25 protein-coding genes and 2 pseudogenes are annotated in these 24,411 nt (G+C 40.4%); 24 read left to right on the top strand and 3 right to left on the bottom strand.

Features of this window, described 5'->3' with window-relative positions; all coding sequences use genetic code 11:
• Window positions 1-81: 81 nt before the first annotated feature.
• The 6 genes from QM424_RS08370 to mnmG all read left to right on the top strand — a co-directional run bounded on the left by QM424_RS08370 (window position 82) and on the right by mnmG (window position 5,240).
• Window positions 82-813, top strand: coding sequence for a hypothetical protein (locus QM424_RS08370; protein ID WP_414394183.1), 732 nt, complete (start codon window positions 82-84; stop codon window positions 811-813).
• Between the two features lie 153 nt (window positions 814-966).
• A complete protein-coding gene (locus QM424_RS08365; protein WP_261070781.1) occupies window positions 967-1,179 on the top strand; it encodes a hypothetical protein in 213 nt (70 codons plus the stop codon).
• Window positions 1,180-1,227: 48 nt separating this feature from the next.
• Complete coding sequence (locus QM424_RS08360; RefSeq protein WP_261070801.1) at window positions 1,228-1,443, top strand: hypothetical protein; 216 nt, start codon at window positions 1,228-1,230, stop codon at window positions 1,441-1,443.
• Window positions 1,444-1,600: 157 nt separating this feature from the next.
• The gene (gene mnmA, locus QM424_RS08355; RefSeq protein ID WP_203175661.1) at window positions 1,601-2,722 is read left to right on the top strand and encodes a tRNA 2-thiouridine(34) synthase MnmA; all 1,122 of its coding nucleotides are present in this window, start codon (window positions 1,601-1,603) and stop codon (window positions 2,720-2,722) included.
• A 139-nt stretch (window positions 2,723-2,861) separates the two neighbouring features.
• Window positions 2,862-3,317: an NUDIX hydrolase gene (locus tag QM424_RS08350; RefSeq protein ID WP_203175656.1), complete on the top strand. Its 456-nt coding sequence runs from the start codon at window positions 2,862-2,864 to the stop codon at window positions 3,315-3,317.
• 9 nt (window positions 3,318-3,326) lie between these two features.
• Window positions 3,327-5,240, top strand: coding sequence for a tRNA uridine-5-carboxymethylaminomethyl(34) synthesis enzyme MnmG (mnmG, locus tag QM424_RS08345; protein WP_414394180.1), 1,914 nt, complete (start codon window positions 3,327-3,329; stop codon window positions 5,238-5,240).
• Window positions 5,241-5,289: 49 nt separating this feature from the next.
• Here mnmG and rnjA read toward each other — a convergent pair whose 3' ends face one another.
• Both rnjA and QM424_RS08335 read right to left on the bottom strand, forming a co-directional pair.
• Window positions 5,290-6,969 (bottom strand): ribonuclease J1, encoded by a 1,680-nt coding sequence (rnjA, locus tag QM424_RS08340; RefSeq protein ID WP_414394177.1) that lies wholly within the window; start codon window positions 6,967-6,969, stop codon window positions 5,290-5,292.
• 1 nt (window position 6,970) lies between these two features.
• On the bottom strand, window positions 6,971-7,204 hold the full coding sequence (locus QM424_RS08335) for a DNA-dependent RNA polymerase subunit epsilon (RefSeq protein WP_000639572.1): 234 nt from the start codon (window positions 7,202-7,204) through the stop codon (window positions 6,971-6,973).
• Window positions 7,205-7,483: 279 nt separating this feature from the next.
• Between QM424_RS08335 and QM424_RS08330 the strand changes: the two genes are divergently transcribed.
• The 15 genes and pseudogenes from QM424_RS08330 to QM424_RS08260 all read left to right on the top strand — a co-directional run.
• Window positions 7,484-7,699, top strand: coding sequence for a hypothetical protein (locus QM424_RS08330; protein WP_414394175.1), 216 nt, complete (start codon window positions 7,484-7,486; stop codon window positions 7,697-7,699).
• Between the two features lie 105 nt (window positions 7,700-7,804).
• The gene (gene tsaB, locus QM424_RS08325; RefSeq protein ID WP_414394173.1) at window positions 7,805-8,488 is read left to right on the top strand and encodes a tRNA (adenosine(37)-N6)-threonylcarbamoyltransferase complex dimerization subunit type 1 TsaB; all 684 of its coding nucleotides are present in this window, start codon (window positions 7,805-7,807) and stop codon (window positions 8,486-8,488) included.
• The gene (gene rimI / locus QM424_RS08320) at window positions 8,485-8,922 is read left to right on the top strand and encodes a ribosomal protein S18-alanine N-acetyltransferase (protein WP_261046015.1); all 438 of its coding nucleotides are present in this window, start codon (window positions 8,485-8,487) and stop codon (window positions 8,920-8,922) included. Before tsaB ends, rimI begins: the two co-directional genes overlap by 4 nt.
• Entirely contained in the window at window positions 8,912-9,922 is a 1,011-nt protein-coding gene (gene tsaD / locus QM424_RS08315) for a tRNA (adenosine(37)-N6)-threonylcarbamoyltransferase complex transferase subunit TsaD (RefSeq protein ID WP_261010132.1), read from the top strand. Before rimI ends, tsaD begins: the two co-directional genes overlap by 11 nt.
• 119 nt (window positions 9,923-10,041) lie before the next feature.
• Complete coding sequence (locus QM424_RS08310) at window positions 10,042-10,737, top strand: AzlC family ABC transporter permease (protein ID WP_219967145.1); 696 nt, start codon at window positions 10,042-10,044, stop codon at window positions 10,735-10,737.
• The gene (locus QM424_RS08305) at window positions 10,727-11,050 is read left to right on the top strand and encodes an AzlD domain-containing protein (RefSeq protein WP_000253936.1); all 324 of its coding nucleotides are present in this window, start codon (window positions 10,727-10,729) and stop codon (window positions 11,048-11,050) included. Before QM424_RS08310 ends, QM424_RS08305 begins: the two co-directional genes overlap by 11 nt.
• 103 nt (window positions 11,051-11,153) lie before the next feature.
• Complete coding sequence (locus QM424_RS08300; RefSeq protein ID WP_004254995.1) at window positions 11,154-11,984, top strand: amino acid ABC transporter substrate-binding protein; 831 nt, start codon at window positions 11,154-11,156, stop codon at window positions 11,982-11,984.
• Between the two features lie 153 nt (window positions 11,985-12,137).
• Window positions 12,138-12,992 (top strand): MetQ/NlpA family ABC transporter substrate-binding protein, encoded by an 855-nt coding sequence (locus QM424_RS08295; RefSeq protein WP_000694519.1) that lies wholly within the window; start codon window positions 12,138-12,140, stop codon window positions 12,990-12,992.
• A 96-nt stretch (window positions 12,993-13,088) separates the two neighbouring features.
• The gene (locus QM424_RS08290) at window positions 13,089-14,462 is read left to right on the top strand and encodes a M20 family metallopeptidase (RefSeq protein WP_261116012.1); all 1,374 of its coding nucleotides are present in this window, start codon (window positions 13,089-13,091) and stop codon (window positions 14,460-14,462) included.
• Window positions 14,455-15,516 (top strand): methionine ABC transporter ATP-binding protein, encoded by a 1,062-nt coding sequence (locus QM424_RS08285; protein WP_219967144.1) that lies wholly within the window; start codon window positions 14,455-14,457, stop codon window positions 15,514-15,516. Before QM424_RS08290 ends, QM424_RS08285 begins: the two co-directional genes overlap by 8 nt.
• A gap of 1 nt (window position 15,517) precedes the next feature.
• Window positions 15,518-16,210 (top strand): methionine ABC transporter permease, encoded by a 693-nt coding sequence (locus QM424_RS08280; protein ID WP_000444647.1) that lies wholly within the window; start codon window positions 15,518-15,520, stop codon window positions 16,208-16,210.
• A gap of 129 nt (window positions 16,211-16,339) precedes the next feature.
• Window positions 16,340-17,209, top strand: coding sequence for a helix-turn-helix domain-containing protein (locus QM424_RS08275; protein WP_049502605.1), 870 nt, complete (start codon window positions 16,340-16,342; stop codon window positions 17,207-17,209).
• A gap of 341 nt (window positions 17,210-17,550) precedes the next feature.
• Window positions 17,551-19,485 (top strand): class III lanthionine synthetase LanKC N-terminal domain-containing protein, encoded by a 1,935-nt coding sequence (locus tag QM424_RS08270; RefSeq protein ID WP_049502606.1) that lies wholly within the window; start codon window positions 17,551-17,553, stop codon window positions 19,483-19,485.
• Window positions 19,482-20,726, top strand: coding sequence for an MFS transporter (locus tag QM424_RS08265; RefSeq protein ID WP_414394168.1), 1,245 nt, complete (start codon window positions 19,482-19,484; stop codon window positions 20,724-20,726). Before QM424_RS08270 ends, QM424_RS08265 begins: the two co-directional genes overlap by 4 nt.
• Window positions 20,727-20,742: 16 nt before the next feature.
• Window positions 20,743-20,982, top strand: a pseudogene (locus QM424_RS08260) (ABC transporter permease); the annotation flags it as partial.
• Between the two features lie 29 nt (window positions 20,983-21,011).
• Here QM424_RS08260 and QM424_RS08255 read toward each other — a convergent pair.
• On the bottom strand, window positions 21,012-21,581 hold the full coding sequence (locus tag QM424_RS08255; RefSeq protein WP_101782095.1) for an MptD family putative ECF transporter S component: 570 nt from the start codon (window positions 21,579-21,581) through the stop codon (window positions 21,012-21,014).
• 134 nt (window positions 21,582-21,715) lie between these two features.
• Between QM424_RS08255 and QM424_RS08250 the strand changes: the two genes are divergently transcribed.
• The 3 genes and pseudogenes from QM424_RS08250 to QM424_RS08240 all read left to right on the top strand — a co-directional run.
• Window positions 21,716-22,330, top strand: a complete 615-nt coding sequence (locus tag QM424_RS08250; RefSeq protein WP_045605177.1) for a YesL family protein — start codon at window positions 21,716-21,718, stop codon at window positions 22,328-22,330.
• The gene (locus QM424_RS08245; RefSeq protein WP_414394165.1) at window positions 22,308-23,978 is read left to right on the top strand and encodes a sensor histidine kinase; all 1,671 of its coding nucleotides are present in this window, start codon (window positions 22,308-22,310) and stop codon (window positions 23,976-23,978) included. The genes QM424_RS08250 and QM424_RS08245 overlap by 23 nt, the downstream gene beginning before the upstream one ends.
• Window positions 23,979-23,989: 11 nt before the next feature.
• Window positions 23,990-24,283, top strand: a pseudogene (locus tag QM424_RS08240) (response regulator); the annotation flags it as partial.
• Window positions 24,284-24,411: the final 128 nt, after the last annotated feature.

The following is a 24,411-nucleotide window of genomic DNA, read 5'->3' as shown; positions in this document are numbered from 1 at the left end:
AAGTAAAAAAGAAAGTCGAAATAAAGTTGTGAAAAAGGTTGACATAGTTTAAAAATGGAACCAAGGATAAGAGGAAGAAGCATGAGTAGTGTAGATCAGATTCGAAAAATACACATCATCGTGTGGGGGGCCTATCTATTTTTATCATTAAGGGCGCCGCTAATTAGCAGCACTGAGTATTTCTTGCTTATTTTTTTAGCGTTTCTCTATTCAATAGTATCGTTACCTATATATTATGTGAAGACTAAAATAGTATCCATTTGTCTAGCCATAAACTCAATTCTGTTAATGAGTTTCCCGATTTTAATCAATAAATATTTCCCAGGAAAGGTTTCTACTTATATCGTATTAATCAGTATTTTTATCCTGGAGTTCTTAATCTTTAATATAATTGGTAAAGATTTTGATACTAGATTAGCTAGCGAGTATAGGAAAATCAGTCAGTTTAAAAGTAAGATGTCTCAATCTCCTTGGATAAAATATTTAGAGATTTCTAGTTTTATATTAACTATATTTCCATTTATTCTTCATGGTACCGTTGATAATCGTGTATTGGCTCTTATCTTTTTGATAAAAATTTGTGTAGATACTACGATAAAGATTCTATTAAACAGAATCTTTAAGAAAAGTAAGGTAATGAAAAGGAGGATATTTTCTCTTTTTGTACTAGATTTGATTGTCTATTTATTTTTAGGCTATGTTTTAGCAATGCAAAAAGATGGATACCTATTTTCAATTCTACTAATTTTTTCTAATTTCTCACTTCCCTTTATCAGAGAAAAAGAGTATGAATTATTTAAAAATAAGAAATGAGATAGATATGGTATCTTTATTAAAACTGAGAATAAATTTTGGGAAATACTTTTATTTATATTAGGTGTATTGCTAATTGGAATTGCGTTACTAAGTCCCCCAAAAATGAAGTTTTGGAAATAGAGTTAGTGAGAAGGACAGGATAATAGTATTATGATGATTGTTTTAATTGCAGTGGTTGTGGCATTTCTGTATTATGTAATTACAGAGTATTTTCAGAATAGTTATATTGACTGTATACTATTTCTAACATTGCTGATTTCTCATTTGATATGGGATTACTATTTTTTGCCCATTGAAATCTTAGTGGCATTAAGTGGAGCAAATTTGCTATCAAGATTTTTCAAAAAAAAGAGAATTCAATAGAGTTGTTAGTGAATTATAAAGATGAAAGGTAAAATTGGGATATTTAAAATGAAACATTTTTTTGCTGGAATTGGTGAAATTCATTTTTTGTCATTTTTATTATATCTAAGCATGTCTGCTAGTCCAATTATTGGACTAGTGATTGGATATACTAAAATAAATCTAATAAATTCTATTATTATAGCTCTTGGTATGATATTGGCATTAATTTTGGTATTATCAAGAGTGTATAGAAAATATTTTTATAGAGACGATGATGACTAAAGTTTTTATCAATAAAAACCAGTGGTTCGTAGATTATCACCCTCTTTCTTGTCTTCTCTAATCAAGCATGTTATAATGAATACTGCTCAAGCGACCTTCAATCGTGAAGCACACACGACCTTCAATCGTGAATAAACGAATAGATGGGAGACTTACCATGAGTGATAACTCTAAAACACGTGTTGTCGTGGGGATGAGTGGTGGTGTTGATTCGTCGGTGACGGCTCTTCTTCTCAAGGAGCAGGGCTACGATGTGATCGGTATCTTCATGAAGAACTGGGATGACACAGATGAAAACGGCGTCTGTACGGCGACCGAAGATTACAAGGATGTGGCTGCGGTGGCAGACCAGATTGGCATTCCTTACTACTCTGTCAATTTTGAAAAAGAGTACTGGGACCGCGTTTTCGAGTATTTCCTAGCGGAATACCGTGCAGGACGTACGCCAAATCCAGATGTTATGTGTAACAAGGAAATCAAGTTTAAGGCCTTTTTGGACTATGCCATGACCTTGGGGGCAGACTATGTAGCGACTGGGCATTATGCCCGAGTGGCGCGTGATGAGGATGGAACAGTTCACATGCTTCGTGGTGTGGACAATGGCAAGGACCAGACCTATTTCCTTAGCCAACTTTCGCAAGAACAACTCCAAAAAACCATGTTCCCACTGGGGCATTTGGAAAAGCCTGAAGTTCGCAGACTAGCAGAAGAAGCAGGCCTTGCGACTGCTAAGAAGAAAGACTCGACAGGGATTTGCTTTATCGGAGAAAAGAACTTTAAAAACTTTCTCAGCAACTACCTGCCAGCTCAGCCAGGTCGCATGATGATTGTAGATGGTCGCGATATGGGCGAGCATGCAGGTCTTATGTACTATACGATTGGTCAGCGTGGAGGTCTCGGTATCGGTGGGCAACACGGAGGTGACAATGCCCCTTGGTTCGTTGTCGGAAAAGACCTAAGTAAGAACATTCTCTATGTCGGGCAAGGTTTCTACCATGACTCGCTCATGTCAACCAGTCTAGAAGCCAGTCAAGTCCACTTTACTCGTGATATGCCAGAAGAATTTACGCTAGAATGCACAGCTAAATTCCGTTATCGTCAGCCGGATTCTAAAGTGACAGTGCATGTCAAAGGAGACAAGGCAGAGGTCATCTTTGCGGAACCGCAACGCGCCATCACACCAGGACAGGCAGTTGTCTTTTACGATGGCGAAGAGTGTCTCGGTGGTGGTTTGATTGACAATGCCTACCGCGATGGACAAGTTTGTCAGTACATTTAGATTGACAAATTTTCTCAATTTGCTACAATAATAAAAGCAATAGAAATGATGGTCAAAGCTCATGGATGTTGCAGGCTTTTTGTCCTGCACTTCTTTGGAGTTTTGACTGTTTTTGTGTCGTTTAGAGGAAAGGACAAGAATGACTCAACAAGACTTTCGGACAAAAGTAGGAAATACAGTTTTTGGTGTTCGGGCGACAGCTTTGATTCTCCAAAATCGCAAGATTCTAGTTACCAAAGATAAGGGCAAGTATTATACTATTGGCGGTGCGATTCAAGTCAATGAAAGCACGGAAGACGCGGTAGTCCGTGAAGTGAGGGAAGAACTGGGTGTTAAAGCTCAAGCTGGGCAGCTAGCTTTTGTGGTTGAAAATCGTTTTGAACAAGACGGTGTTTCCTATCACAACATTGAGTTTCATTATCTGGTGGATTTGCTTGAAGATGCTCCATTGACCATGCAGGAAGATGAGAAAAGTCAGCCCTGTGAATGGATTGATTTGGATCAGCTCCAGAATATCCAGCTAGTTCCAGCCTTTCTAAAAACAGCCCTACCAGATTGGGACGGCCAACTAAGACACATTCATCTTGAGGAATAGGAGAGAAATATGACTTATAATTTTACTGAAGAATACGATATTATTGTAATCGGTGCGGGACACGCTGGGGTAGAAGCATCCCTATCTGCTAGTCGTATGGGTTGTAAGGTCTTGCTTGCGACTATCAACATTGAAATGCTGGCTTTCATGCCTTGTAACCCCTCTATCGGTGGTTCTGCCAAAGGGATCGTTGTGCGTGAAGTTGATGCCCTCGGTGGCGAGATGGCCAAAACCATTGACAAGACTTACATCCAGATGAAGATGCTCAATACAGGGAAGGGGCCAGCTGTCCGTGCCCTTCGTGCGCAGGCTGACAAGGAGCTTTACTCTAAGGAAATGCGCAAGACAGTTGAAAATCAAGAAAATCTGACCCTTCGTCAAACCATGATTGATGAGATTTTGGTGGAAGACGGCAAGGTTGTCGGTGTCCGTACAGCAACCCATCAAGAGTATGCTGCTAAGGCCGTTATCGTAACGACAGGGACGGCCCTCCGTGGGGAAATTATCATCGGAGACCTCAAGTACTCATCAGGTCCTAACCACAGCCTAGCTTCTATTAACCTTGCTGATAATCTCAAGGAATTGGGCCTCGAAATCGGTCGTTTCAAGACAGGAACCCCTCCACGTGTCAAGGCTTCTTCTATCAATTATGACGTGACAGAGATTCAGCCAGGAGACGAAGCGCCAAATCACTTCTCATATACTTCACGTGATGAGGATTATGTCAAGGACCAAGTGCCATGCTGGTTGACCTACACAAATGGTACCAGTCATGAGATTATCCAAAACAACCTCCACCGTGCGCCTATGTTTACAGGTGTGGTCAAGGGAGTGGGCCCTCGTTACTGTCCGTCGATTGAGGACAAGATTGTGCGCTTTGCGGACAAGGAACGCCACCAACTCTTCCTTGAGCCAGAGGGACGCAATACAGAGGAAGTCTATGTTCAAGGACTTTCAACCAGTCTGCCTGAGGATGTCCAGCGTGACTTGGTTCATTCCATTAAAGGTTTGGAAAATGCTGAAATGATGCGAACAGGTTATGCCATTGAGTATGATATGGTCTTGCCTCATCAGTTGCGTGCGACTTTGGAAACCAAGAAAATCTCAGGTCTTTTCACTGCTGGTCAAACAAATGGAACGTCAGGTTACGAAGAGGCAGCAGGCCAAGGGATTATCGCTGGGATCAATGCGGCTCTGAAAGTCCAAGATAAGCCTGAATTGATTTTGAAGCGTAGTGACGGTTATATTGGGGTGATGATTGATGACTTGGTGACCAAGGGAACCATTGAACCCTACCGTCTCTTGACCAGTCGTGCTGAATACCGTCTTATCCTCCGTCATGACAATGCTGATATGCGTTTGACAGAGATGGGACGCGAGATTGGACTTGTGGACGATGAACGCTGGGCTCGATTTGAAATCAAGAAAAATCAATTTGACAATGAGATGAAGCGCCTGGACAGCATTAAACTCAAGCCAGTCAAAGAAACCAATGCCAAGGTTGAGGAGATGGGCTTCAAGCCGTTGACAGATGCGGTGACAGCCAAGGAATTCCTTCGCCGTCCAGAAGTGTCTTACCAAGATGTGGTAGCCTTCATCGGACCAGCTGCAGAGGACTTGGATGACAAGATTATCGAATTGATTGAAACAGAAATCAAGTACGAAGGCTATATTTCTAAAGCCATGGATCAGGTTGCCAAGATGAAACGCATGGAAGAAAAACGTATTCCAGCTAATATTGACTGGGATGATATTGATTCTATCGCAACAGAAGCCCGTCAGAAGTTCAAACTGATCAATCCAGAAACCATCGGCCAAGCCAGCCGTATTTCTGGGGTTAACCCAGCAGATATTTCAATTTTGATGGTGTATCTGGAAGGTAAAAATCGTAGTATTTCTAAAAATCAAGAAAAGAAAGCATAGAGAAAAACAGCTCCGAGGACGGGGCTGTTTTGTTGATTTTCATTGAGTATTATTCTTCATCTGGTGTGAGGATCATCGGGATAATGATTGGTTCACGTTCTGTATTTTCATAGAGGAATGGGCGAATGGCGTTGACAATGGCACCATTGACAGATTGCACGCTGGCGTCCTTATTTTTCAGTGCGATACGAATTGCATTGAAGAGGATACGCTGGCTTTGGCGAATCAAGTCGCCAGACTCTCTCATGTAGACAAAGCCTCGGCTGAGGATATCTGGACCAGACAGAATCATTTGCGATTTGAAGTCAACAGTTGCGACTGCTAGAACGACACCGTCTTCAGATAGATCACGACGGTCTTTGAGGACAGCTGCACCGATTTCACCGATACGATTTCCATCAACATAGATGTCTTGGGCATTGAAATGGCCTGCGATACGAGCTGAGTCAGTAGTAAGGGCAAGCACATCACCATTGCTCATGATAAAGATATTGTCCTTCTCGACACCAGTATCCACCGCTAGTCCAGCATGGACTTTCTGCATGCGGTATTCACCGTGGACAGGCATGAAGTATTTTGGCTTAATCAAGCGGAGCATAAGTTTTTGCTCTTGCTGGCCACCGTGTCCAGATGTATGGATATTGTTCACTTTACCGTGGATAACTTCGACACCAGCTTCAGAAATGATGTTGATCAGCTTGTTGACGCTAGTAGTGTTTCCAGGGATTGGACTTGAAGAGAAGATAACGGTATCACCTGGTTGGAGTTGCACCTGGCGGTGGGTTCCGTTGGCGATACGAGAGAGGGCTGCCATAGGCTCGCCTTGACTACCTGTACAGAGGATCAGAATTTCTCCTGCAGGATAATCTTTGATTTCATTTGGCTCGATAAAGGTTCCCTTAGGAGCTTTGATGTAGCCAAGATCGATTCCGTTGACAATGGCCTTTTCCATCGAACGACCAAAGACTGCAATCTTACGTCCAGTCTTAACAGCGGCTTCTGTTGCTTGCTGGAGACGGAAGATATTTGAGGCAAAGGATGCAAAGATGATACGTCCTTCTATGCCTTGGATAATTTTCATGATGGACTGACCAACAACTTTTTCAGAGTTGGTAAAGGTTGGTACTTCCGCATTTGTCGAGTCAGACAGAAGACAGAGAACACCTTCTTCGCCCAGCGCAGCCATACGGTGCAAATCTGCTGGTTCACCAACTGGTGTTAAGTCAAACTTAAAGTCACCCGTACAGACAATTTTCCCTTGAGGAGTATGAATGACAATCCCCAAAGGCTCTGGAATAGAGTGAGTCGTTCTAAAGAAAGTTGCCTTGAGATTTTTAAAGGTCAACTCAGTATTGTGGTTGATTTCGTAAAGTTTGGCGTTGCGCAAGAGACCGTGTTCTTCGAGTTTCCCACGGATCAAAGCCAAGGCAAGTGGTCCAGCATAGATTGGGACATTTGCTTGCTTGAGTAGGAATGGAATCCCACCGATGTGGTCCTCGTGTCCGTGTGTAATCAAAACAGCCTTGACGCGGTCGATATTGTCTACGATGTAAGAGTAGTCAGGAATGACATAGTCGATACCCAGCAAGTCATCTTCTGGGAATTTAATCCCAGCATCGACGATGATAATCTCGTCTTGGTATTCAATTCCGTATGTGTTTTTCCCGATTTCTCCCAGACCACCGATGGCAAAAACGCCAACTTCTTCAGGTTTAAGAGTATAGGCCATATTAGAACTCCGTAATTTCGAAGGCGCCAGTTTCTTTTTCGTAATCTAGCAATTTGTCAGACAAGAGTTCGATATACTCGATATTGTACTCTGGGCGATTTTCTTCGACAAGTTGGCGAGCAGCGATACGACCCTCAAGTTCTGAGCTGGCATCGATGTCTAGGTAAAGTGCGCGTGTTGTTTCACGGCGTGGGCTACGTTCTTTTGTTTCTTGATAAAAAACTTTGTAAATCATATAGTTCCTTTCTATTTACAGGTCAGCTTATTCCAAACTTTTAGCATAGATTTGCTTGATTTCATTCCATTTTGTGTCTAGATTGACCTTGATTCGTTACAATTATTTCAATTATACCACAAAATGAAAAATTAGTAAAAGACGGAAACGAGAAAGTCACAGGACGATTTCTTTAGTAAGCGCTTGCAAAAATAAAGAAAATATGTTATCTTGATAATGGAAGTGAAATTTATCGCTTGTCATAATTCCATATAGATTTTAAGTCAAGGAGGTTGCCCTATGTATAACTTATTTGCTTTTGCTATCGGAGCTCGCTTGGTGGCTTTTATTGTTTTTGTTGCTTGCGTTTATGCGGGGAATCTTCTATTTGCCAAACTGGAACAACGACAAAGCAAGTTCTTATGGAAGATTAGTTTTGTGCTCCTCTACTCGCTTTTTCTTCTCCTTGTTACCTATGTAGTTTGGTTTGTATTTTACTTTGGATTAAATGCTTAGATGCCCTGCCCATGTTGGGGCATTTTTTGTTTGGGGATAAAGAAAATTTCCATGTGCCAGCTTTTGTAGTATAATAGTAAGCAGACCAAAAGATAGGAATATGTTATGAAAGTATTAGCTTTTGATACGTCCAGCAAGGCGCTTTCTCTCGCGATTTTAGAGGACAAGCAGGTTCTTGCCGAGACGACGATTAATATCAAGAAAAATCACAGTATTACCCTCATGCCTGCCATCGATTTTTTGATGGCAAGTTTAGACTGGACGCCCAAGGATTTGGACCGAATCGTGGTAGCAGAAGGACCTGGTAGCTACACAGGCTTGCGAATTGCGGTAGCAACTGCCAAGACCTTAGCTCACACTCTGAACATCGAGTTGGTTGGTATGTCGAGTCTCTTGGCTCTGGTGCCATACCAACAAGAGGGCTTGTTCGTTCCCTTGATGGATGCACGTCGCAACAATGTCTATGCGGGATTTTATGAAAATGCCAAACCTGTCATGCCAGAAGCACACCTGCCTTTTGAGCGAGTGATTGAGTTAATCAAGGGGGCTAGTCAGGTAACCTTTGTCGGAGAAGTTGCCCCCTTTGTGGAGCAGATTCAAGAACACTTGCCAAGGACTAATTTCAAAGAAACCTTGCCAAATGCAGCTAATCTAGCTCTCTGGGCCTGGGACAAGGAAGCAGACTCCTTGCATGATTTTGTGCCGAACTACCTCAAGCGTGTCGAGGCTGAGGAAAACTGGCTCAAGAATCACACTGAATCTGGCGAGTCTTACATTAAACGCCTATGATAGAAATCAAACGAATCCAACAGCAACCTGACTTGGCTCAAGACATCTACGCTGTCATGGCAGCTGTTTACCCAGTCAGTCCTTGGACTCTGGAACAAATCCAAGCAGACCTGTCCCAAGACCAGACTTGGTATGCTCTGGCGTATGATGGGGCAGAAGTGATTGGCTTTCTAGCTGTGCAGGAAAATATCTTTGAGGCAGAAGTCCTGCAAATCGCTGTTAAAGGAGACTATCAGGGTCAGGGAATTGCGTCAGCCTTGTTTGCTCAATTACCGACAGACAAGGAGATTTTCCTCGAAGTCAGAAAGTCAAATCACCGAGCGCAAGCATTTTACAAGAAAGAAAAAATGGCAGTCATCGCGGAGAGAGTAGCCTACTACCATGATCCAGTCGAGGACGCCATCATCATGAAGAGAGAAATAGATGAAGGATAGATATATTTTGGCATTTGAGACATCCTGTGATGAGACCAGTGTCGCCGTCTTGAAAAACGACGATGAGCTCTTGTCCAATGTCATTGCTAGTCAAATTGAGAGTCACAAACGTTTTGGGGGCGTAGTGCCTGAAGTAGCCAGTCGTCACCATGTCGAGGTCATTACAGCCTGTATCGAGGAGGCTCTGGCAGAAGCAGGGATTACCGAAGAGGACGTGACAGCTGTGGCTGTTACCTATGGACCAGGCTTGGTCGGAGCCTTGCTAGTTGGCTTGTCAGCTGCTAAGGCCTTTGCTTGGGCACATGGACTTCCACTTATCCCTGTTAACCACATGGCTGGTCACCTCATGGCAGCTCAGAGCGTGGAGCCTTTGGAGTTTCCCTTGCTAGCCCTCTTGGTCAGCGGTGGACACACAGAGTTGGTTTATGTTTCTGAGGCTGGTGACTACAAGATTGTTGGGGAAACGCGAGATGACGCGGTTGGTGAGGCCTATGATAAGGTCGGCCGTGTCATGGGCTTGACCTATCCTGCCGGTCGTGAGATTGACGAGCTAGCTCATCAGGGACAGGATATTTATGATTTTCCTCGTGCCATGATTAAGGAAGATAATCTGGAGTTTTCATTTTCAGGTTTGAAATCTGCCTTTATCAATCTTCATCACAATGCTGAGCAAAAGGGAGAAAGTCTGTCTACAGAGGATTTGTGTGCTTCCTTCCAAGCAGCTGTCCTGGATATTCTCATGGCAAAAACCAAGAAGGCTTTGGAGAAATACCCTGTTAAAACTCTAGTTGTGGCAGGTGGCGTGGCAGCCAATAAAGGCCTCAGAGAACGCCTAGCAGCTGAAATCACAGATGTCAAGGTTATCATCCCACCACTGCGCCTCTGCGGAGACAATGCAGGTATGATTGCCTACGCCAGCGTCAGCGAGTGGAACAAAGAAAACTTTGCAAGCTTGGATCTCAATGCAAAACCAAGTCTCGCTTTTGATACTATGGAATAAAATGGAGTCTGTCTGATTACAATCAACAGACTTTTTTCTCTTTCCTGAATGTGTTATAATAGTTCATGCTGTGGCTGGAGCCTTTTCAGCCCATTTATTAAGACAATATGAGGAGAAAGATGAAAGAAAAAGGATTCTGGGAGGGGGCACAGGCAGCCATGCCAACGGCCCTTGGTTATGTCAGTATTGGCCTTGCCTGTGGGATTATTGGTGCGCCCTATGTGACACCTGTAGAGATGGGCTTGATGAGCCTCTTTGTTTATGCTGGGAGTGCCCAGTTTGCCATGTTGGCACTGATTGCGGTTCAAGCTCCTGTGGCAGCTATTGCTATGACGGTTTTTCTAATCAATTTGCGTCTCTTTTTGTTGAGCTTGCATGCGTCAACCTATTTCCGTCATACCAGTCTCTGGCAAAATATCGGTATGTCTAGCCTCTTGACAGATGAGACTTACGGCGTTTTGATGGGTGAATTGGCCCATACAGACAAGGTCAATCCTATGTGGATGCACGGAAACAATCTCAACAGCTATGTGGCTTGGTTTGTGGGGACAGTGGTTGGAACAGCTCTAGGTGCCCTGCTGCCAAATCCAGAAATCTTTGGGCTGGACTTTGCTTTGGTTGGGATGTTCATCGGGATTTTTGCTTCGCAATTCCAGATTATGCAAAGACGGATTCCTGTCCGCAATCTGCTCATTATCCTAGCAGTTGTTGCGGTGTCCTTCTTTTTACTCTTAACAGTGGTGTCTCAGTCGCTAGCTGTTCTGTTTGCGACGCTACTTGGTTGTACAATGGGGGTGGTTTTAGATGGTCAGTAAGTATCTTTTATTAGCAGTTATTTTCTCTGGCTTGGTGACTTGGATTCCCCGTATGATTCCCTTCATCTTGGTCAAGTATAAGGGTTTGCCTGCAATCGTTGAGCGTTTTTTGAAGTTCTTGCCCGTTTCTATTATCTTTGCCTTGATTCTTTCAAGCGTAGTGACAGGCAAGGTTGGGAGTCTTCCTCAAATCAAGTGGTTGGACTTCTTAGCAGTCTTTCCAACAGCTTGGGTAGCCTTTCGTTACCGCAATCTAGTCGGAACGGTTCTCTTTGGAGTGGTCTTGATTGCCGTCTTGCGTCTGGTCTTTTAAATTAGCCATAAAGAAAACCTATCACAGAGATAGATATCATATAATGGCGTAAATGGTCTTTTTCTGTTAAGATTATAAGGTATTCTATTTTGGAGGAAATGACATGAAAAAAATCGTTAAATACTCATCTCTTGCTGCCTTAGGACTTGTTGCTGCAGGTGTGCTTGCGGCTTGCTCAGGTGGTGCTAAGAAAGAAGGAGAAGCAGCTAGCAAGAAAGAAATTATCGTTGCAACTAATGCTACACCAAAACCATTCAACTATGAAGAAAATGGCGAATTGACTGGTTACGAAATTGAAGTGGTTCGCGCTATCTTTAAAGACTCTGACAAGTATGATGTCAAGTTTGAGAAGACAGAGTGGTCAGGAGTCTTTGCAGGACTTGATGCCGACCGTTACAATATGGCTGTTAGCAACATCAGCTACACTAAAGAACGTGCTGAAAAATACCTTTATGCAGCTCCAACTGCTAAAAACCCTAACGTTCTTGTAGTGAAAAAAGATGACCCTAGCATCAAATCGCTTGATGATATCGGTGGAAAATCAACAGAAGTTGTTCAAGGGACAACTTCTGCTAAACAGTTAGAAGACTACAACAAACAACACTCAGATAATCCAACTGTCCTAAAGTATACTAAAGCGGACTTCCAACAAATCATGGGACGCTTGAGCGATGGCCAGTTTGACTACAAGATTTTTGATAAAATCGGTGTTGAAACAGTCATCAAGGACCAAGGTTTGGACAACTTGAAAGTGATCGAACTTCCAAGCGACCAACAACCTTATGTTTACCCACTTCTTGCTAAAGGTCAAGATGAGTTGAAAACATTTGTAGACAAACGTATCCAAGAACTCTACAAAGACGGAACTCTTGAAAAATTGTCTAAACAATTCTTCGGAGACACTTACCTACCAGCAGAAGCTGATATTAAATAATTTTTTGAAATCATCCATTCTGAATAAGGTGGATGATTTCTCAGTTTTTAAGGATATAGTTTTAAACTATATATCTGACTACATAATAACAATTTGTGAAATCAAACAAATTGTGAGATACTAGTACGGTATTATTTTTAAGGAGAAAGAATCATGAAAATTAAAAAATGGCTTGGTGTAGCAGCCCTTGCTGCAGTCGCAGGTTTGGCTCTTGCAGCTTGCGGAAACTCAGAAAAGAAAGCAGACAATGCAACAACTATCAAAATCGCAACTGTTAACCGTAGCGGTTCTGAAGAAAAACGTTGGGACAAAATCCAAGAATTGGTTAAAAAAGACGGAATTACCTTGGAATTTACAGAGTTCACAGACTACTCACAACCAAACAAGGCAACTGCTGATGGTGAAGTAGACTTGAACGCTTTCCAACACTATAACTTCTTGAACAACTGGAACAAAGAAAACGGAAAAGACCTTGTAGCGATTGCAGATACTTACATCTCTCCAATTCGCCTTTACTCAGGTTTGAATGGAAGTGACAACAAGTACACTAAAGTAGAAGACATCCCAGCAAACGGAGAAATCGCTGTACCGAACGACGCTACAAACGAAAGCCGTGCGCTTTACTTGCTTCAATCAGCTGGCTTGATTAAATTGGACGTGTCAGGAACTGCTCTTGCAACAGTTGCTAACATCAAAGAAAATCCAAAGAACTTGAAAATCACTGAATTGGACGCTAGCCAAACAGCTCGTTCATTGTCATCAGTTGACGCTGCCGTTGTAAACAATACCTTCGTTACAGAAGCAAAATTGGACTACAAGAAAGCACTTTTCAAAGAACAAGCTGATGAAAATTCAAAACAATGGTACAACATCATCGTTGCGAAAAAAGATTGGGAAACATCACCAAAAGCTGATGCTATCAAGAAAGTGATCGCAGCTTACCACACAGATGACGTGAAAAAAGTTATCGAAGAAACATCAGACGGTTTGGATCAACCAGTTTGGTAATAAGAAACAGGGAGGTGGGAGAGAAAATTCCACCTCTTGCTTTTGTATAGAGCATGGATTGTCAGGAAGAGTAGTTCATAGAAAGGTAGAGAGAATATGGTTTTTCCTAGCGAACAAGAACAGATTGAAAAATTTGAAAAGGATCATGTAGCCCAGCACTATTTTGAGGTTTTGCGTACCTTGATTTCTAAGAAGTCGGTCTTTGCCCAACAGGTGGGTCTCAAAGAAGTTGCCAACTATCTGGGTGAGATTTTCAAGCGTGTTGGGGCTGAAGTGGAGATTGATGAGACTTACACGGCGCCTTTTGTCATGGCTCATTTCAAGAGTTCGCGCCCAGATGCCAAAACCTTGATTTTCTATAACCACTATGACACTGTACCAGCGGATGGGGATCAGGTCTGGACAGAGGATCCCTTTACGCTTTCAGTGCGCAATGGCTTCATGTATGGGCGTGGGGTTGATGACGACAAGGGTCATATCACAGCTCGTTTGAGTGCTTTGAGAAAATATATGCAGCACCATGATGATCTGCCTGTCAATATCAGTTTTATCATGGAGGGTGCGGAGGAATCGGCCTCGACAGACCTAGATAAGTATCTGGAAAAACATGCGGACAAACTCCGTGGTGCAGATTTGTTGGTCTGGGAACAAGGGACTAAAAATGCCTTGGAACAGCTGGAAATTTCTGGTGGAAATAAGGGGATTGTGACCTTTGATGCCAAGGTAAAAAGCGCTGATGTCGATATTCACTCTAGTTATGGTGGGGTTGTGGAATCAGCTCCTTGGTATCTCCTCCAAGCCTTACAGTCTCTTCGCGCTGCAGATGGCCGTATCTTGGTTGAAGGCTTATACGAAGAAGTGCAAGAACCAAATGAACGTGAATTGGCCTTGGTGGATACTTACGCCCAACGAAATCCAGGGGAAATCAGCCAGATTTATGGTTTGGAATTGTCTCTCTTACAAGAGGAGCGTGCAGCCTTTCTAAAACGTTTCTTTTTTGAACCAGCCCTTAATATCGAAGGGATTCAGGCAGGTTATCAAGGGCAAGGAGTTAAAACGATATTACCTGCAGAAGCTAGCGCTAAGCTAGAAGTTCGTTTGGTTCCTGGTCTAGAACCGCATGATGTTCTGGAAAAAATTCGGAAACAGCTAGACAAAAATGGCTTTGATAAGGTAGAATTATACTATACCTTGGGAGAGATGAGCTATCGAAGCGATATGAGCGCGCCAGCCATTCTTAATGTGATCGAGTTGGCCAAGAAATTCTATCCACAGGGCGTTTCAGTCTTGCCGACGACAGCGGGGACAGGGCCTATGCATACGGTCTTTGATGCCCTAGAGGTGCCAATGGTGGCCTTCGGTCTAGGAAATGCCAATAGTCGAGACCACGGTGGAGATGAGAATGTGCGAATCGCCGATTATTACACCCATATTGAATTAGTAGAGGAGCTGATTAGAAGCTATGAGTAGAGATATTATCAAGTTAGATCAGATCGATGTGACTTTTCATCAGAAGAAGAGAACCATCACAGCGGTCAAGGATGTGACTATTCACATCCAAGAAGGGGATATCTACGGAATCGTTGGATATTCTGGAGCAGGTAAATCAACCCTTGTACGGGTAATTAACCTCTTGCAAAAACCATCTGCAGGGAAAATCACCATTGACGACGATGTGATTTTTGATGGCAAGGTGACCTTGACGGCAGAGCAGTTGCGTCGTAAACGTCAAGATATCGGAATGATTTTCCAGCATTTTAACCTGATGAGCCAAAAGACAGCAGAGGAGAATGTGGCTTTTGCCCTCAAACACTCTGGACTCAGCAAGGAAGAAAAGAAGGCTAAAGTAGCCAAGTTGTTGGACTTGGTTGGTTTGGCGGACCGTGCTGAAAACTACCCTTCACAACTATCTGGAGGGCAAAAACAGCGTGTGGCCATTGCGCGTGCCTTGGCAAATGATCCAAAAATCTTGATTTCAGACGAGTCAACTTCTGCCCTTGACCCTAAGACAACCAAGCAGATTTTGACCTTGTTGCAAGATTTGAACCAAAAATTAGGCTTAACTGTTGTCTTGATTACGCATGAAATGCAGATTGTCAAAGACATTGCCAACCGTGTGGCAGTTATGCAGGATGGGCATTTAATTGAAGAGGGTAGTGTCCTTGAAATCTTCTCAGATCCTAAACAACCTTTGACTCAAGACTTTATCTCAACAGCTACAGGTATTGACGAAGCCATGGTCAAAATCGAGAAGCAAGAAATCGTGGAACACTTGTCTGAAAACAGCCTTTTGGTGCAACTCAAGTATGCAGGTGCTTCAACAGACGAGCCACTTTTGAATGAATTGTACAAGCATTATCAAGTAACGGCTAATATCCTCTATGGAAATATCGAAATACTCGATGGAACTCCTGTTGGAGAATTAGTTGTGGTCTTGTCAGGTGAAAAAGCAGCTTTGGCAGGCGCCCAAGAAGCCATTCGTCAAGCAGGCGTACAACTAAAAGTATTGAAGGGAGGACAGTAAGATGGAATCATTGATTCAAACCTATTTACCAAATGTTTATAAAATGGGCTGGGCTGGTCAAGCAGGCTGGGGAACAGCCATCTACTTAACCCTTTATATGACAGTTCTTTCCTTCATCATCGGAGGGTTCTTGGGACTGGTAGCCGGTCTTTTCCTTGTCTTGACAGCGCCAGGTGGTGTCTTGGAAAATAAGGTCGTTTTCTGGATTTTGGATAAGATTACCTCTATTTTCCGTGCGGTGCCATTTATCATTCTCTTGGCAGTCTTGTCACCCTTCTCCCATCTAATCGTAGGGACAAGCATTGGTCCAAATGCGGCTATTGTACCCCTATCTTTTGCAGTCTTTGCCTTCTTTGCCCGTCAAGTACAGGTGGTATTGGCTGAGCTAGATGGTGGTGTTATTGAGGCGGCTCAAGCGAGCGGAGCGACATTCTGGGATATCGTGGGTGTTTACCTATCAGAAGGTCTTCCAGATTTGATTCGTGTGACGACTGTGACCTTGATTTCCCTTGTTGGTGAAACAGCTATGGCTGGAGCGGTTGGTGCTGGTGGTATCGGTAACGTAGCCATCGCTTATGGATTTAACCGCTACAATCACGATGTAACTATCTTGGCAACCATCATTATCATTTTGATTATCTTTGCAATCCAATTCTTGGGAGATTTCTTGACCAAGAAATTGAGCCATAAATAAAGAGAACTAGGCCATCTGTACATCATTCATAGGAGTTGTCGTTATAGTCAAGACTTGAAATTTTCTGTACTGGTTGCTATCAACCGTTACTTTTATGAGTAAGAGAGTTAAGAATTGTGGGGAGTCAATATGCAAAATCTGGGAGAAGTTTTTAAAGAATTGAGAAAGAGTCGGAATGTATCTCTACAGGAGGCGACGGGAGGAGAGTTTACTTATTCCATGCTGAGCAAATTTGAGCGTGGAGAAGCAGACCTATCATCTATGAAATTGATTACTGCCTTAGATAACATCCACTCTGATTTGAATGAATTTATGTACTTGGTACGTGGTTTTTCTCAGAAAAAGGTTTTGGCTTTTCAAGAAAATCTTTGGGATTTATATGATAGAGAAGGGATTGATTCTCTCCATTCCTTGTATGAAGAGACGACTCAAAAGTATAGATCAAGTGGTGAAACAAGCTATCTTTTACAAATGATTCGTATCAAAAGCCTTCTTGTGTTTTTTGATTCAGAAATAAGAGCAACGGATGAAGAATTGACTTTTCTCTATGACTATTTTTTTACTATTGACATCTGGGGAAATTATGAATTGGAACTATTTTCAACGATTTCTACTTTGTTTCCTCTGCCCCTCTATTTTAAATATTCTAGGGAGATGTTGCAAAAGACGGATTTATTAGGCTCTTTACCTAGTAACAAAGTTGGTATTGACACCATTTTAATTAATGGACTCTTTAAAGCGATAGAGGAAAAGGATAAATTAAAAGCAGATTATTTTATCTTTCAGATTGAAAAACGAGAATTGCCAGAATCTCAAGCTTATCTTAAAATCATTTATATGATTGCTAAAGGGTATTATGATACTATTTTTAATGTAAAAAATAAGGGTCTTGAAAAAATCCAGAGAGGCATTACAATCTTACAAGATTTAGAGTATGTAGATGGTGCAAGATACTATGAAAACTATTTTGCAAATCAGCTTTCAAATAAAGATTTGTAATATATTCTCGTTACATCGACTGATGAAAAATAAATAGCCTTGTAGATGGATTGATAATTAGTAGTTTCTAGGCGCTAGAGTTTCTATTTTCAGAAAAAATATATTACAAAAAAGTGGGGAGCCCCACTTTTTTTGTTATACTGGTTCCATAAAACAAAGGAGGTAACAGAAATGACAAAATTTGCAATGACTGCATCAAAACATGCAGAACCAGTCAAAGAATTTGTAGCTACTTACAAATGTTCAGTTCATAAAGGATAATGAACTCAGATTGGCAATATTTTATAAGGAGTATAGATTTGTATATCATACTCCTTTATCTATTTGTAAAAAGGTGAACTATGGATAGAATGGACTTCACATACTATAATGATAATTTATATAAATTGGAAGAATTTGGTTTTAAAATTCATATTTCTGCTACTATAAAGAATTATACACAAGTATTTGATATAGTTAGTAAGTTGCTAGAACGAGAAAGAACTATGTATAAATGTTTGTCTGACTTTGATAAAATTTATAAAAATTTTTCAGAAAATGAATCATCTGCAGAATCAGGGAAGTTTATAACTATTTATCCAAAGAATAGAGATCACTGTATAGATTTACTTGAAAAGCTTTATCAAAAAATACCTTGTGATTTCCAAGGTATTTATATACTAAGTGATAGAAAATATAAAAATTCAAATAATATTTTCTACAGATTTGGATGTAATATTGTTAATGAAGCGCATTTAATTGACGGCTTACCTAGTATGTATGGACCAGATGGGGAAGTTTGGCAAGATTATCAAAAATCTTATTTTGACTTACCTAAATGGATTGAAGATATTCAAGAACCTCAAATATTTGAAGATACATACATGTCTAATAATTATGAAATAAATTCAATAATAAAATCTAGTAATGGCGGTAATATCTATTTAGCTAATTCAAAAAAATATAATAGGAAAGTTGTGATAAAGGAATGCCGTAATTTCGTTTTATCATATATAAATGTAGAAAAGAGGGAGTTTAGAGAAAGAGAGTGGGAGTTATCTAAGAAGCTAATCAAATATATTCCCAAATCGCTTGAAAATATTAATGAATGGACAAATGGATATTTTATTTATGAATTTATAGACGGCTACACATTAAAAGATTTTGTAGATGATTATAACTTATATTCTTATTCTAGTAGTGACATTATTAAAAATTACTCCAATTTTCTTACTTTATTAAGAATTTTTGAAAAAATAATTGAAGTGGTTGAATATTTTCATAAAGAAAATATTGTGTTGAATGATATTCATTCAGATAATATTCTGATTACAGAAATGTTAGATTTGTATTTTATTGACTTAGAAAACTCATATCAATCATCTGAATCTCCGACAGTAGGTATTTATAATGACATTTGTTTAAAAAAATGGAATTGTATAGAAGGTAAAAAAGCAGATTGTTATAAAGTTGCAAACTTGATGTTATTTTTACTGGGGAGATTACACTTGAGAGAAGAAGAAGCTTTAAAAACTAATAAAGTAAAAGAATTACTTCTTCAAAAAGGAATAGTAACGAACATAGATATTCTAATAAATTATCTATTTAGTGATAATCCAGATATACATACTGCTAAAAAAATATTTTCAAATATATATGCAGAGAGACAGAAAGAAACAAAAATTACGTCCTCAAGTACGGCATTTATACCACTAAGTGACGAAGAATTTCTGAATTTATTAGAGTCAAGATTTGATTTTACAGAAAGTATAGATATAACCTCTGATGAATCGTTGGATATATTTGATAGTTTTAATACTTATGGTTTAAATGGTTTATCGGGATTTTTAATTTTTTTACATAAAATTTCTTTCAGCAGATATACTATAAGTAGAGGTATTGAGATTGTATTATCTAATCTGTTAGACATAGGTGGTAGAAAATTTTTGAAAAATTCTACCACAACAGTTTCTCCTTATTTGTTAGATGGAACATCTGGGGTCATAAGAATGTTGTTATATATTGATCCATTTAAATACAAAGATATTATTTTGGATCTGAGTTCGAGTATATTGGTTGAGTATGCTCAGTTTTCTGGATATTGGATGGGAATGGATGGGTTAGCAGATACTCTGTTAGCAGTTAACAAATATTTTCCTAATAATGAATTTATTGTAGTAGCAAAAGAATTATTAATAACTAGTTCTATTCTAAAGGACGTGGGGTTAAATACAGAAAATCTTATTCCTAGAGTGAAGATTGATAGTTTACTGGATTGCCAAGGAGGTCTGTTATGAGACTATTCTTAAAACATCATTTATTTAGGATACTTACCTTATCGAGGTTTTTAAGCTCAAGTGGAGCTTATATTTATAATCTGGTATTTATCGTTTATGCTGCGAGTCTACCCTTTAAAAATATAGCTGTATTTATGGCGAATATGATTACGATTTTACCTTTTCTATTTACTTTTTATGTTGGGATTAAGGCTGATCATACTCGGAATAAAGCAGGGACAATTATCTGGGTTGGTTGTGTGCAAAGTCTACTATTTCTTTTGATTGCTAGTGTGATTCATGACCCGAACTTCGTAACGTTTGCTTTTATCTGTATGATTAATATCTGTTCGGATATTTTATCAGATTACACAGCAGGCCTTCGTATGCCGATTATCCAGCATAATATTTCAGAAGATAAGCTCTATGAAGCTTATTCCTTTACTCAGTTTGTTTCCTATTTATCAAATCTAGGAGGTCAAGCCTTAGGAGTGTGGTTACTCACAACCAGTCATCAAAATTTTTCTTTTGTTGCGATTGTGAATGCTGGTTTCTTTTTACTATCTTCTCTCATTTTATTCAAAAATAGAAGAGAATTGACTCATTTGTCTGTAAGTGTAGAGGATAAGTCGATTAGTTTACTTCAACAAGTTAAGGCAATCTATGCGGACATGGATGATATCTTTAGACAGAGAGAAAGTAAATCATTGCTTAAAATAATCCTTGTCATTTTGGTAATGAATACTTTGGGAGGAGCTGTTGGAGGTATTTATCACTTTTACTTATTAGACCATACTATCTATCATCTCAGCTATGCTCAAGCCCTATTTTTAATTGAATGTGTTAGCTTGGGAGGAGCTATTATTGGTAGCCTAACTCCCCATGATTATTTTGGTAAATGGTCGTTTTCAAGATTGCTATCGCTCAATGCAATTCTGTTTGTATTACTTGCTACTGCTAATATTTTAGATTTTTCTCCTCTAGTAGGTGTTGCTTGCTTAGCTTTTGTCATGTATTTGATGTCGAAATCAATGCCTAAATTAGATACTCTGTTACTGTCTAATTTGAGTGCGGATGTATTAGCTAGAAGTAATAATCTCTTGAGTATGATTTTTTCCCTAACATTACCCTTGGGGATGTCTGTATTTTCCTTCTTAGCTTTACAAGATATCAGGCTTTGTTGGTGGGTGTTTTTGGTAGTGAGTGTGATAGGGTTGATTTTATCACTAGAAAAAAGAAGTTTTTCGGGTAAAAAATTTTAACCTAGGAAAATCAGGCTTACTAGAAGGTCTTCCAGATTTGATCCGTGTGACGACTGTGACCTTGATTTCCCTTGTTGGTGAAACAGCTATGGCTGGTGCGGTTGGAGCTGGCGGTATTGGTAACGTAGCCATCGCTTATGGATTTAACCGCTACAATCACGATGTGACCATCTTGGCAACTATCATTATCATTTTGATTATCTTTGCAATCCAATTCTTGGGAGACTTCTTGACCAAGAAATTGAGCCATAAATAAAAAAGAGCCGTGTGGCTCTTTTTTAGTAATCAGATTTTCTGTGCAAATTTTTTACTCAAGGCTTGTCCAATCAAGGCCCCCACTAGGGCTCCGATGACAACACTTGCGATAAATAGAAGGATGGTTCCAGGATTTGGAGCAACCATGATACGGTCGATATATTCTTGGGATTTTCCTCTTGCTAGAAGGGTTGCTATATAGGCTTTGGGGGCAATCCACATAAGTAAGATTGGACCAGTTGAGCTAAAGGCAAAGAGTATGAAAGAAAGGAAATTCTTTGTTTGGTCCTTGTATTTTCCTAGGTTAGCTACTCCATCTGCTAGCAGACCACAGATAATTCCAGGAAGGAAGGCACCAGCACCGTGTTTAGTTCCCAAGAAAAAGAGGGCGATGACAAGGCCGATAGTGGTAATGGCTCCAAAGCGCGGAACTTTTGCGACCAGAATCATATAGACGCTACCGCCGACAAGGGCAGTAAAAGCAGGCGCATAAAACATGTTTCCAGTTTGGTCAAAGAGATTGCCCAAAAGGACACCAATCCCCATGCAGAGGAAGTAAAGAACTGCAAAAAGCAGTGTAGTTAAGATAGATTTCTTCATGAATTGTCTCCTGATCATTTTTTCACAATTCTCATTGTATCACGGTTTGATGGGATTGTAAATGGGCACTAGAATTTTTTGAAAACGCTTGAAATATGATATAATAGTTTCATAGTTATTTTTAGGAGGATATCATGGGGAGATTTTTAGACTTTGTCTTTAATCGTTTCTTTTTAGGGATGATTGCGACAGCCTTCTTTTGGTTATTAACCTTGGTGGGAGGGATTATCCTTGGTCTAGCGCCGGCTAGTGCCACCTTGATGAGCTTGTATGCAGAACATGGTTATAGCTTTCGGGAATACAGTTTGAAGGAGGCTTGGTCTCTTTATAAGCAAAATTTTGTTTCAAGCAACCTGATTTTTTATAGCTTTTTAGGAGTGGATTTAGTTTTGGTCTATGGCTTGTATCTCTTGGTGCAATTGCCTCATCAGACTATTATTCATTTGATTGCGACCTTTTTGAATGTCCTAGTAGTTGCCCTGATCTTTTTGGCTTATACAGTATCTTTGAAATTACAAGTTTATTTTGATTTGTCCTATCGAAATAGTCTCAAACTATCCTTGATTGGCATCTTTATGAGCTTAGCGGCTGTGGCCAAGGTTCTCCTTGGGACAGTGCTACTTGTGGCAATTGGTTACTATATGCCTGCTCTTCTCTTCTTTGTAGGAATTGGGATGTGGCATTTCTTTATCAGTGATATGTTGGAACCGGTCTATGAAAGTATCCATGAAAAATTGGCGACAAAATAGAATGAAGCAGTTTTGGCTACATACGCTTCTGAGAACCTATAGTTCAGTTATGATGATTATTATTGCGAGTTTTGCAATCTTACTCTCTTACGCCGACTGGGATTCACGGGAAAAGGAAGCTCAGAGAGTAGCTCAGCGTGTAACTACTCGAACAGTCGAAGAGGTGGAATATTATTATCGCGAGTCAGCCCAGCTAGCGCAAGATTTAGTAGCCAATCAAGACCGGATACAAGGGGTTTATAAGTACTTTAGCCTGTCAACTTCTGAGTATTTTTATTGGCTGTTGGAGCATCAAGCGGCTTCGTCAACTTCTATTTCTCTGTATGAAAATATTGATGATCTTTATGTCCAGAATGACTATATAACGGATGTTGCAATCGTCTTGCAGGACTTTAAAGAAGTTTATGTTTCGAGCAGAAATGAGAGAGGTGGTCATTCGGTACTTGCGGAAGGCTTTAAACCAGAGGCCAATAGTTTTGGAGTTCCTATTTTAGACCCAGCGACGGATCAATCTATAGGGGTTGTTTATATTTCCTTGGATCCAGAAATCTTATACCATGCTGTAGACAATACCCGAGGTCATATCCCGATGGCTGTGACTGTGACATCGCCTTTTGATACGGAGATTTTTCATATTGGTGAGAGGGTCAATAGGGAGCATGAGAACTGGTTTGTTGGTGTGACCTCTCATGGCTACCAGGTTCAGGTGGCAGTTCCTAAAAACTTTGTTTTACAAGAAACAGTGGCTAGCTCTGCTTTGATTGTGGGTTTGAGCCTTCTCTTTATTGTCATTCTCTATCTGACTTTGAGGCAGACCTTTGCTAATTATCAAAAGCAGGTAGTGGATTTGGTGGATTCCATACATGCTATTGCCCAAGGACAAGAAGGTCTTCGCATTGATACGCTTGAAAAGGATCAGGAATTGCTTTTAATCGCAGAGACCACCAATGATATGTTGGATCGATTGGAAAAGAATATCCATGATATTTACCAATTAGAGCTTAGTCAAAAAGATGCCAATATGCGAGCCTTGCAGGCTCAAATTAATCCTCATTTCATGTACAATACGCTAGAGTTCTTGCGCATGTATGCAGTTATGCAGAGTCAAGATGAGTTAGCAGATATCATTTATGAGTTCAGTAGTCTCTTGCGTAACAATATTTCCGACGAAAGAGAAACTCTTCTCAAACAGGAATTAGAATTTTGCCGTAAATATAGCTATCTCTGCATGGTTCGCTATCCCAAGTCCATTGCCTATGGTTTCAAGATAGATCCAGAGTTAGAGAATATGAAGATTCCCAAGTTTACCTTGCAACCGCTGGTAGAAAATTATTTCGCGCATGGTGTTGACCACAGACGGACAGATAATGTGATTAGCATCAAGGCTCTTAAACAGGATGGTTTTGTGGAAATTTTGGTGGTCGATAATGGTAGAGGAATGTCGGTTGAAAAGCTGGCAAATATCCGAGAAAAATTAAGTCAGAGAAACTTTGAACACCAAGCCAGTTACAGTGATCAAAGGCAGTCTATCGGGATTGCCAATGTACATGAGCGTTTTGTGCTCTATTTTGGGAATCGCTATGCCATTAGTGTAGAGTCTGCAGAGCAAGCAGGTGTTCAGTATCGTATTACAATTCAAGATGAGTAGAAAGGGAGAAAATGTATAAAGTATTATTAGTAGATGATGAGTACATGGTGACAGAAGGTCTGAAACGTTTGATTCCCTTTGATAAGTGGGATATGGAGGTCGTCGCAACAGCCAGTCATGCCGATGAAGCTCTAGAATATGTTCAGGAAAATCCTGTCGATGTCATCATTTCCGATGTCAATATGCCCGACAAAACAGGACTTGATATGATTCGGGAAATGAAAGAGATCTTACCAGATGCTGCCTATATCCTGCTCTCGGGTTATCAGGAGTTTGATTATGTAAAAAGAGCCATGAACCTTAGTGGAGCCTACTGAAAAAGTCATCAAATTGATGGCTTTTTTGTTATACTAGAGATGAGGTGAGATGATGCTTGATAATCAGTTAACTATGGATGTCAGTCCTTATTCTAGTTTGTATGATATCGTGGTTC

The organism is Streptococcus mitis (assembly GCF_047464945.1).
Taxonomy (GTDB): Bacteria; Bacillota; Bacilli; order Lactobacillales; family Streptococcaceae; genus Streptococcus; species Streptococcus mitis_EA.
The sequence above is the reverse complement of the archived record's forward strand: the minus strand, read 5'-3'. Positions and strand labels throughout refer to the sequence as shown.

What these genes read in the sequence shown, in the direction of transcription:
- QM424_RS08370 (WP_414394183.1), top strand. Translation starts at nt 82, where the DNA reads ATGAGTAGTGTAGATCAGATTCGAAAAATACACATCATCGTGTGGGGG.
- QM424_RS08365 (WP_261070781.1), top strand. Translation starts at nt 967, where the DNA reads ATGATGATTGTTTTAATTGCAGTGGTTGTGGCATTTCTGTATTATGTA.
- QM424_RS08360 (WP_261070801.1), top strand. Translation starts at nt 1,228, where the DNA reads ATGAAACATTTTTTTGCTGGAATTGGTGAAATTCATTTTTTGTCATTT.
- mnmA (WP_203175661.1), top strand. Translation starts at nt 1,601, where the DNA reads ATGAGTGATAACTCTAAAACACGTGTTGTCGTGGGGATGAGTGGTGGT.
- QM424_RS08350 (WP_203175656.1), top strand. Translation starts at nt 2,862, where the DNA reads ATGACTCAACAAGACTTTCGGACAAAAGTAGGAAATACAGTTTTTGGT.
- mnmG (WP_414394180.1), top strand. Translation starts at nt 3,327, where the DNA reads ATGACTTATAATTTTACTGAAGAATACGATATTATTGTAATCGGTGCG.
- rnjA (WP_414394177.1), bottom strand. Translation starts at nt 6,969, where the DNA reads ATGGCCTATACTCTTAAACCTGAAGAAGTTGGCGTTTTTGCCATCGGT.
- QM424_RS08335 (WP_000639572.1), bottom strand. Translation starts at nt 7,204, where the DNA reads ATGATTTACAAAGTTTTTTATCAAGAAACAAAAGAACGTAGCCCACGC.
- QM424_RS08330 (WP_414394175.1), top strand. Translation starts at nt 7,484, where the DNA reads ATGTATAACTTATTTGCTTTTGCTATCGGAGCTCGCTTGGTGGCTTTT.
- tsaB (WP_414394173.1), top strand. Translation starts at nt 7,805, where the DNA reads ATGAAAGTATTAGCTTTTGATACGTCCAGCAAGGCGCTTTCTCTCGCG.
- rimI (WP_261046015.1), top strand. Translation starts at nt 8,485, where the DNA reads ATGATAGAAATCAAACGAATCCAACAGCAACCTGACTTGGCTCAAGAC.
- tsaD (WP_261010132.1), top strand. Translation starts at nt 8,912, where the DNA reads ATGAAGGATAGATATATTTTGGCATTTGAGACATCCTGTGATGAGACC.
- QM424_RS08310 (WP_219967145.1), top strand. Translation starts at nt 10,042, where the DNA reads ATGAAAGAAAAAGGATTCTGGGAGGGGGCACAGGCAGCCATGCCAACG.
- QM424_RS08305 (WP_000253936.1), top strand. Translation starts at nt 10,727, where the DNA reads ATGGTCAGTAAGTATCTTTTATTAGCAGTTATTTTCTCTGGCTTGGTG.
- QM424_RS08300 (WP_004254995.1), top strand. Translation starts at nt 11,154, where the DNA reads ATGAAAAAAATCGTTAAATACTCATCTCTTGCTGCCTTAGGACTTGTT.
- QM424_RS08295 (WP_000694519.1), top strand. Translation starts at nt 12,138, where the DNA reads ATGAAAATTAAAAAATGGCTTGGTGTAGCAGCCCTTGCTGCAGTCGCA.
- QM424_RS08290 (WP_261116012.1), top strand. Translation starts at nt 13,089, where the DNA reads ATGGTTTTTCCTAGCGAACAAGAACAGATTGAAAAATTTGAAAAGGAT.
- QM424_RS08285 (WP_219967144.1), top strand. Translation starts at nt 14,455, where the DNA reads ATGAGTAGAGATATTATCAAGTTAGATCAGATCGATGTGACTTTTCAT.
- QM424_RS08280 (WP_000444647.1), top strand. Translation starts at nt 15,518, where the DNA reads ATGGAATCATTGATTCAAACCTATTTACCAAATGTTTATAAAATGGGC.
- QM424_RS08275 (WP_049502605.1), top strand. Translation starts at nt 16,340, where the DNA reads ATGCAAAATCTGGGAGAAGTTTTTAAAGAATTGAGAAAGAGTCGGAAT.
- QM424_RS08270 (WP_049502606.1), top strand. Translation starts at nt 17,551, where the DNA reads ATGGATAGAATGGACTTCACATACTATAATGATAATTTATATAAATTG.
- QM424_RS08265 (WP_414394168.1), top strand. Translation starts at nt 19,482, where the DNA reads ATGAGACTATTCTTAAAACATCATTTATTTAGGATACTTACCTTATCG.
- QM424_RS08255 (WP_101782095.1), bottom strand. Translation starts at nt 21,581, where the DNA reads ATGAAGAAATCTATCTTAACTACACTGCTTTTTGCAGTTCTTTACTTC.
- QM424_RS08250 (WP_045605177.1), top strand. Translation starts at nt 21,716, where the DNA reads ATGGGGAGATTTTTAGACTTTGTCTTTAATCGTTTCTTTTTAGGGATG.
- QM424_RS08245 (WP_414394165.1), top strand. Translation starts at nt 22,308, where the DNA reads ATGAAAAATTGGCGACAAAATAGAATGAAGCAGTTTTGGCTACATACG.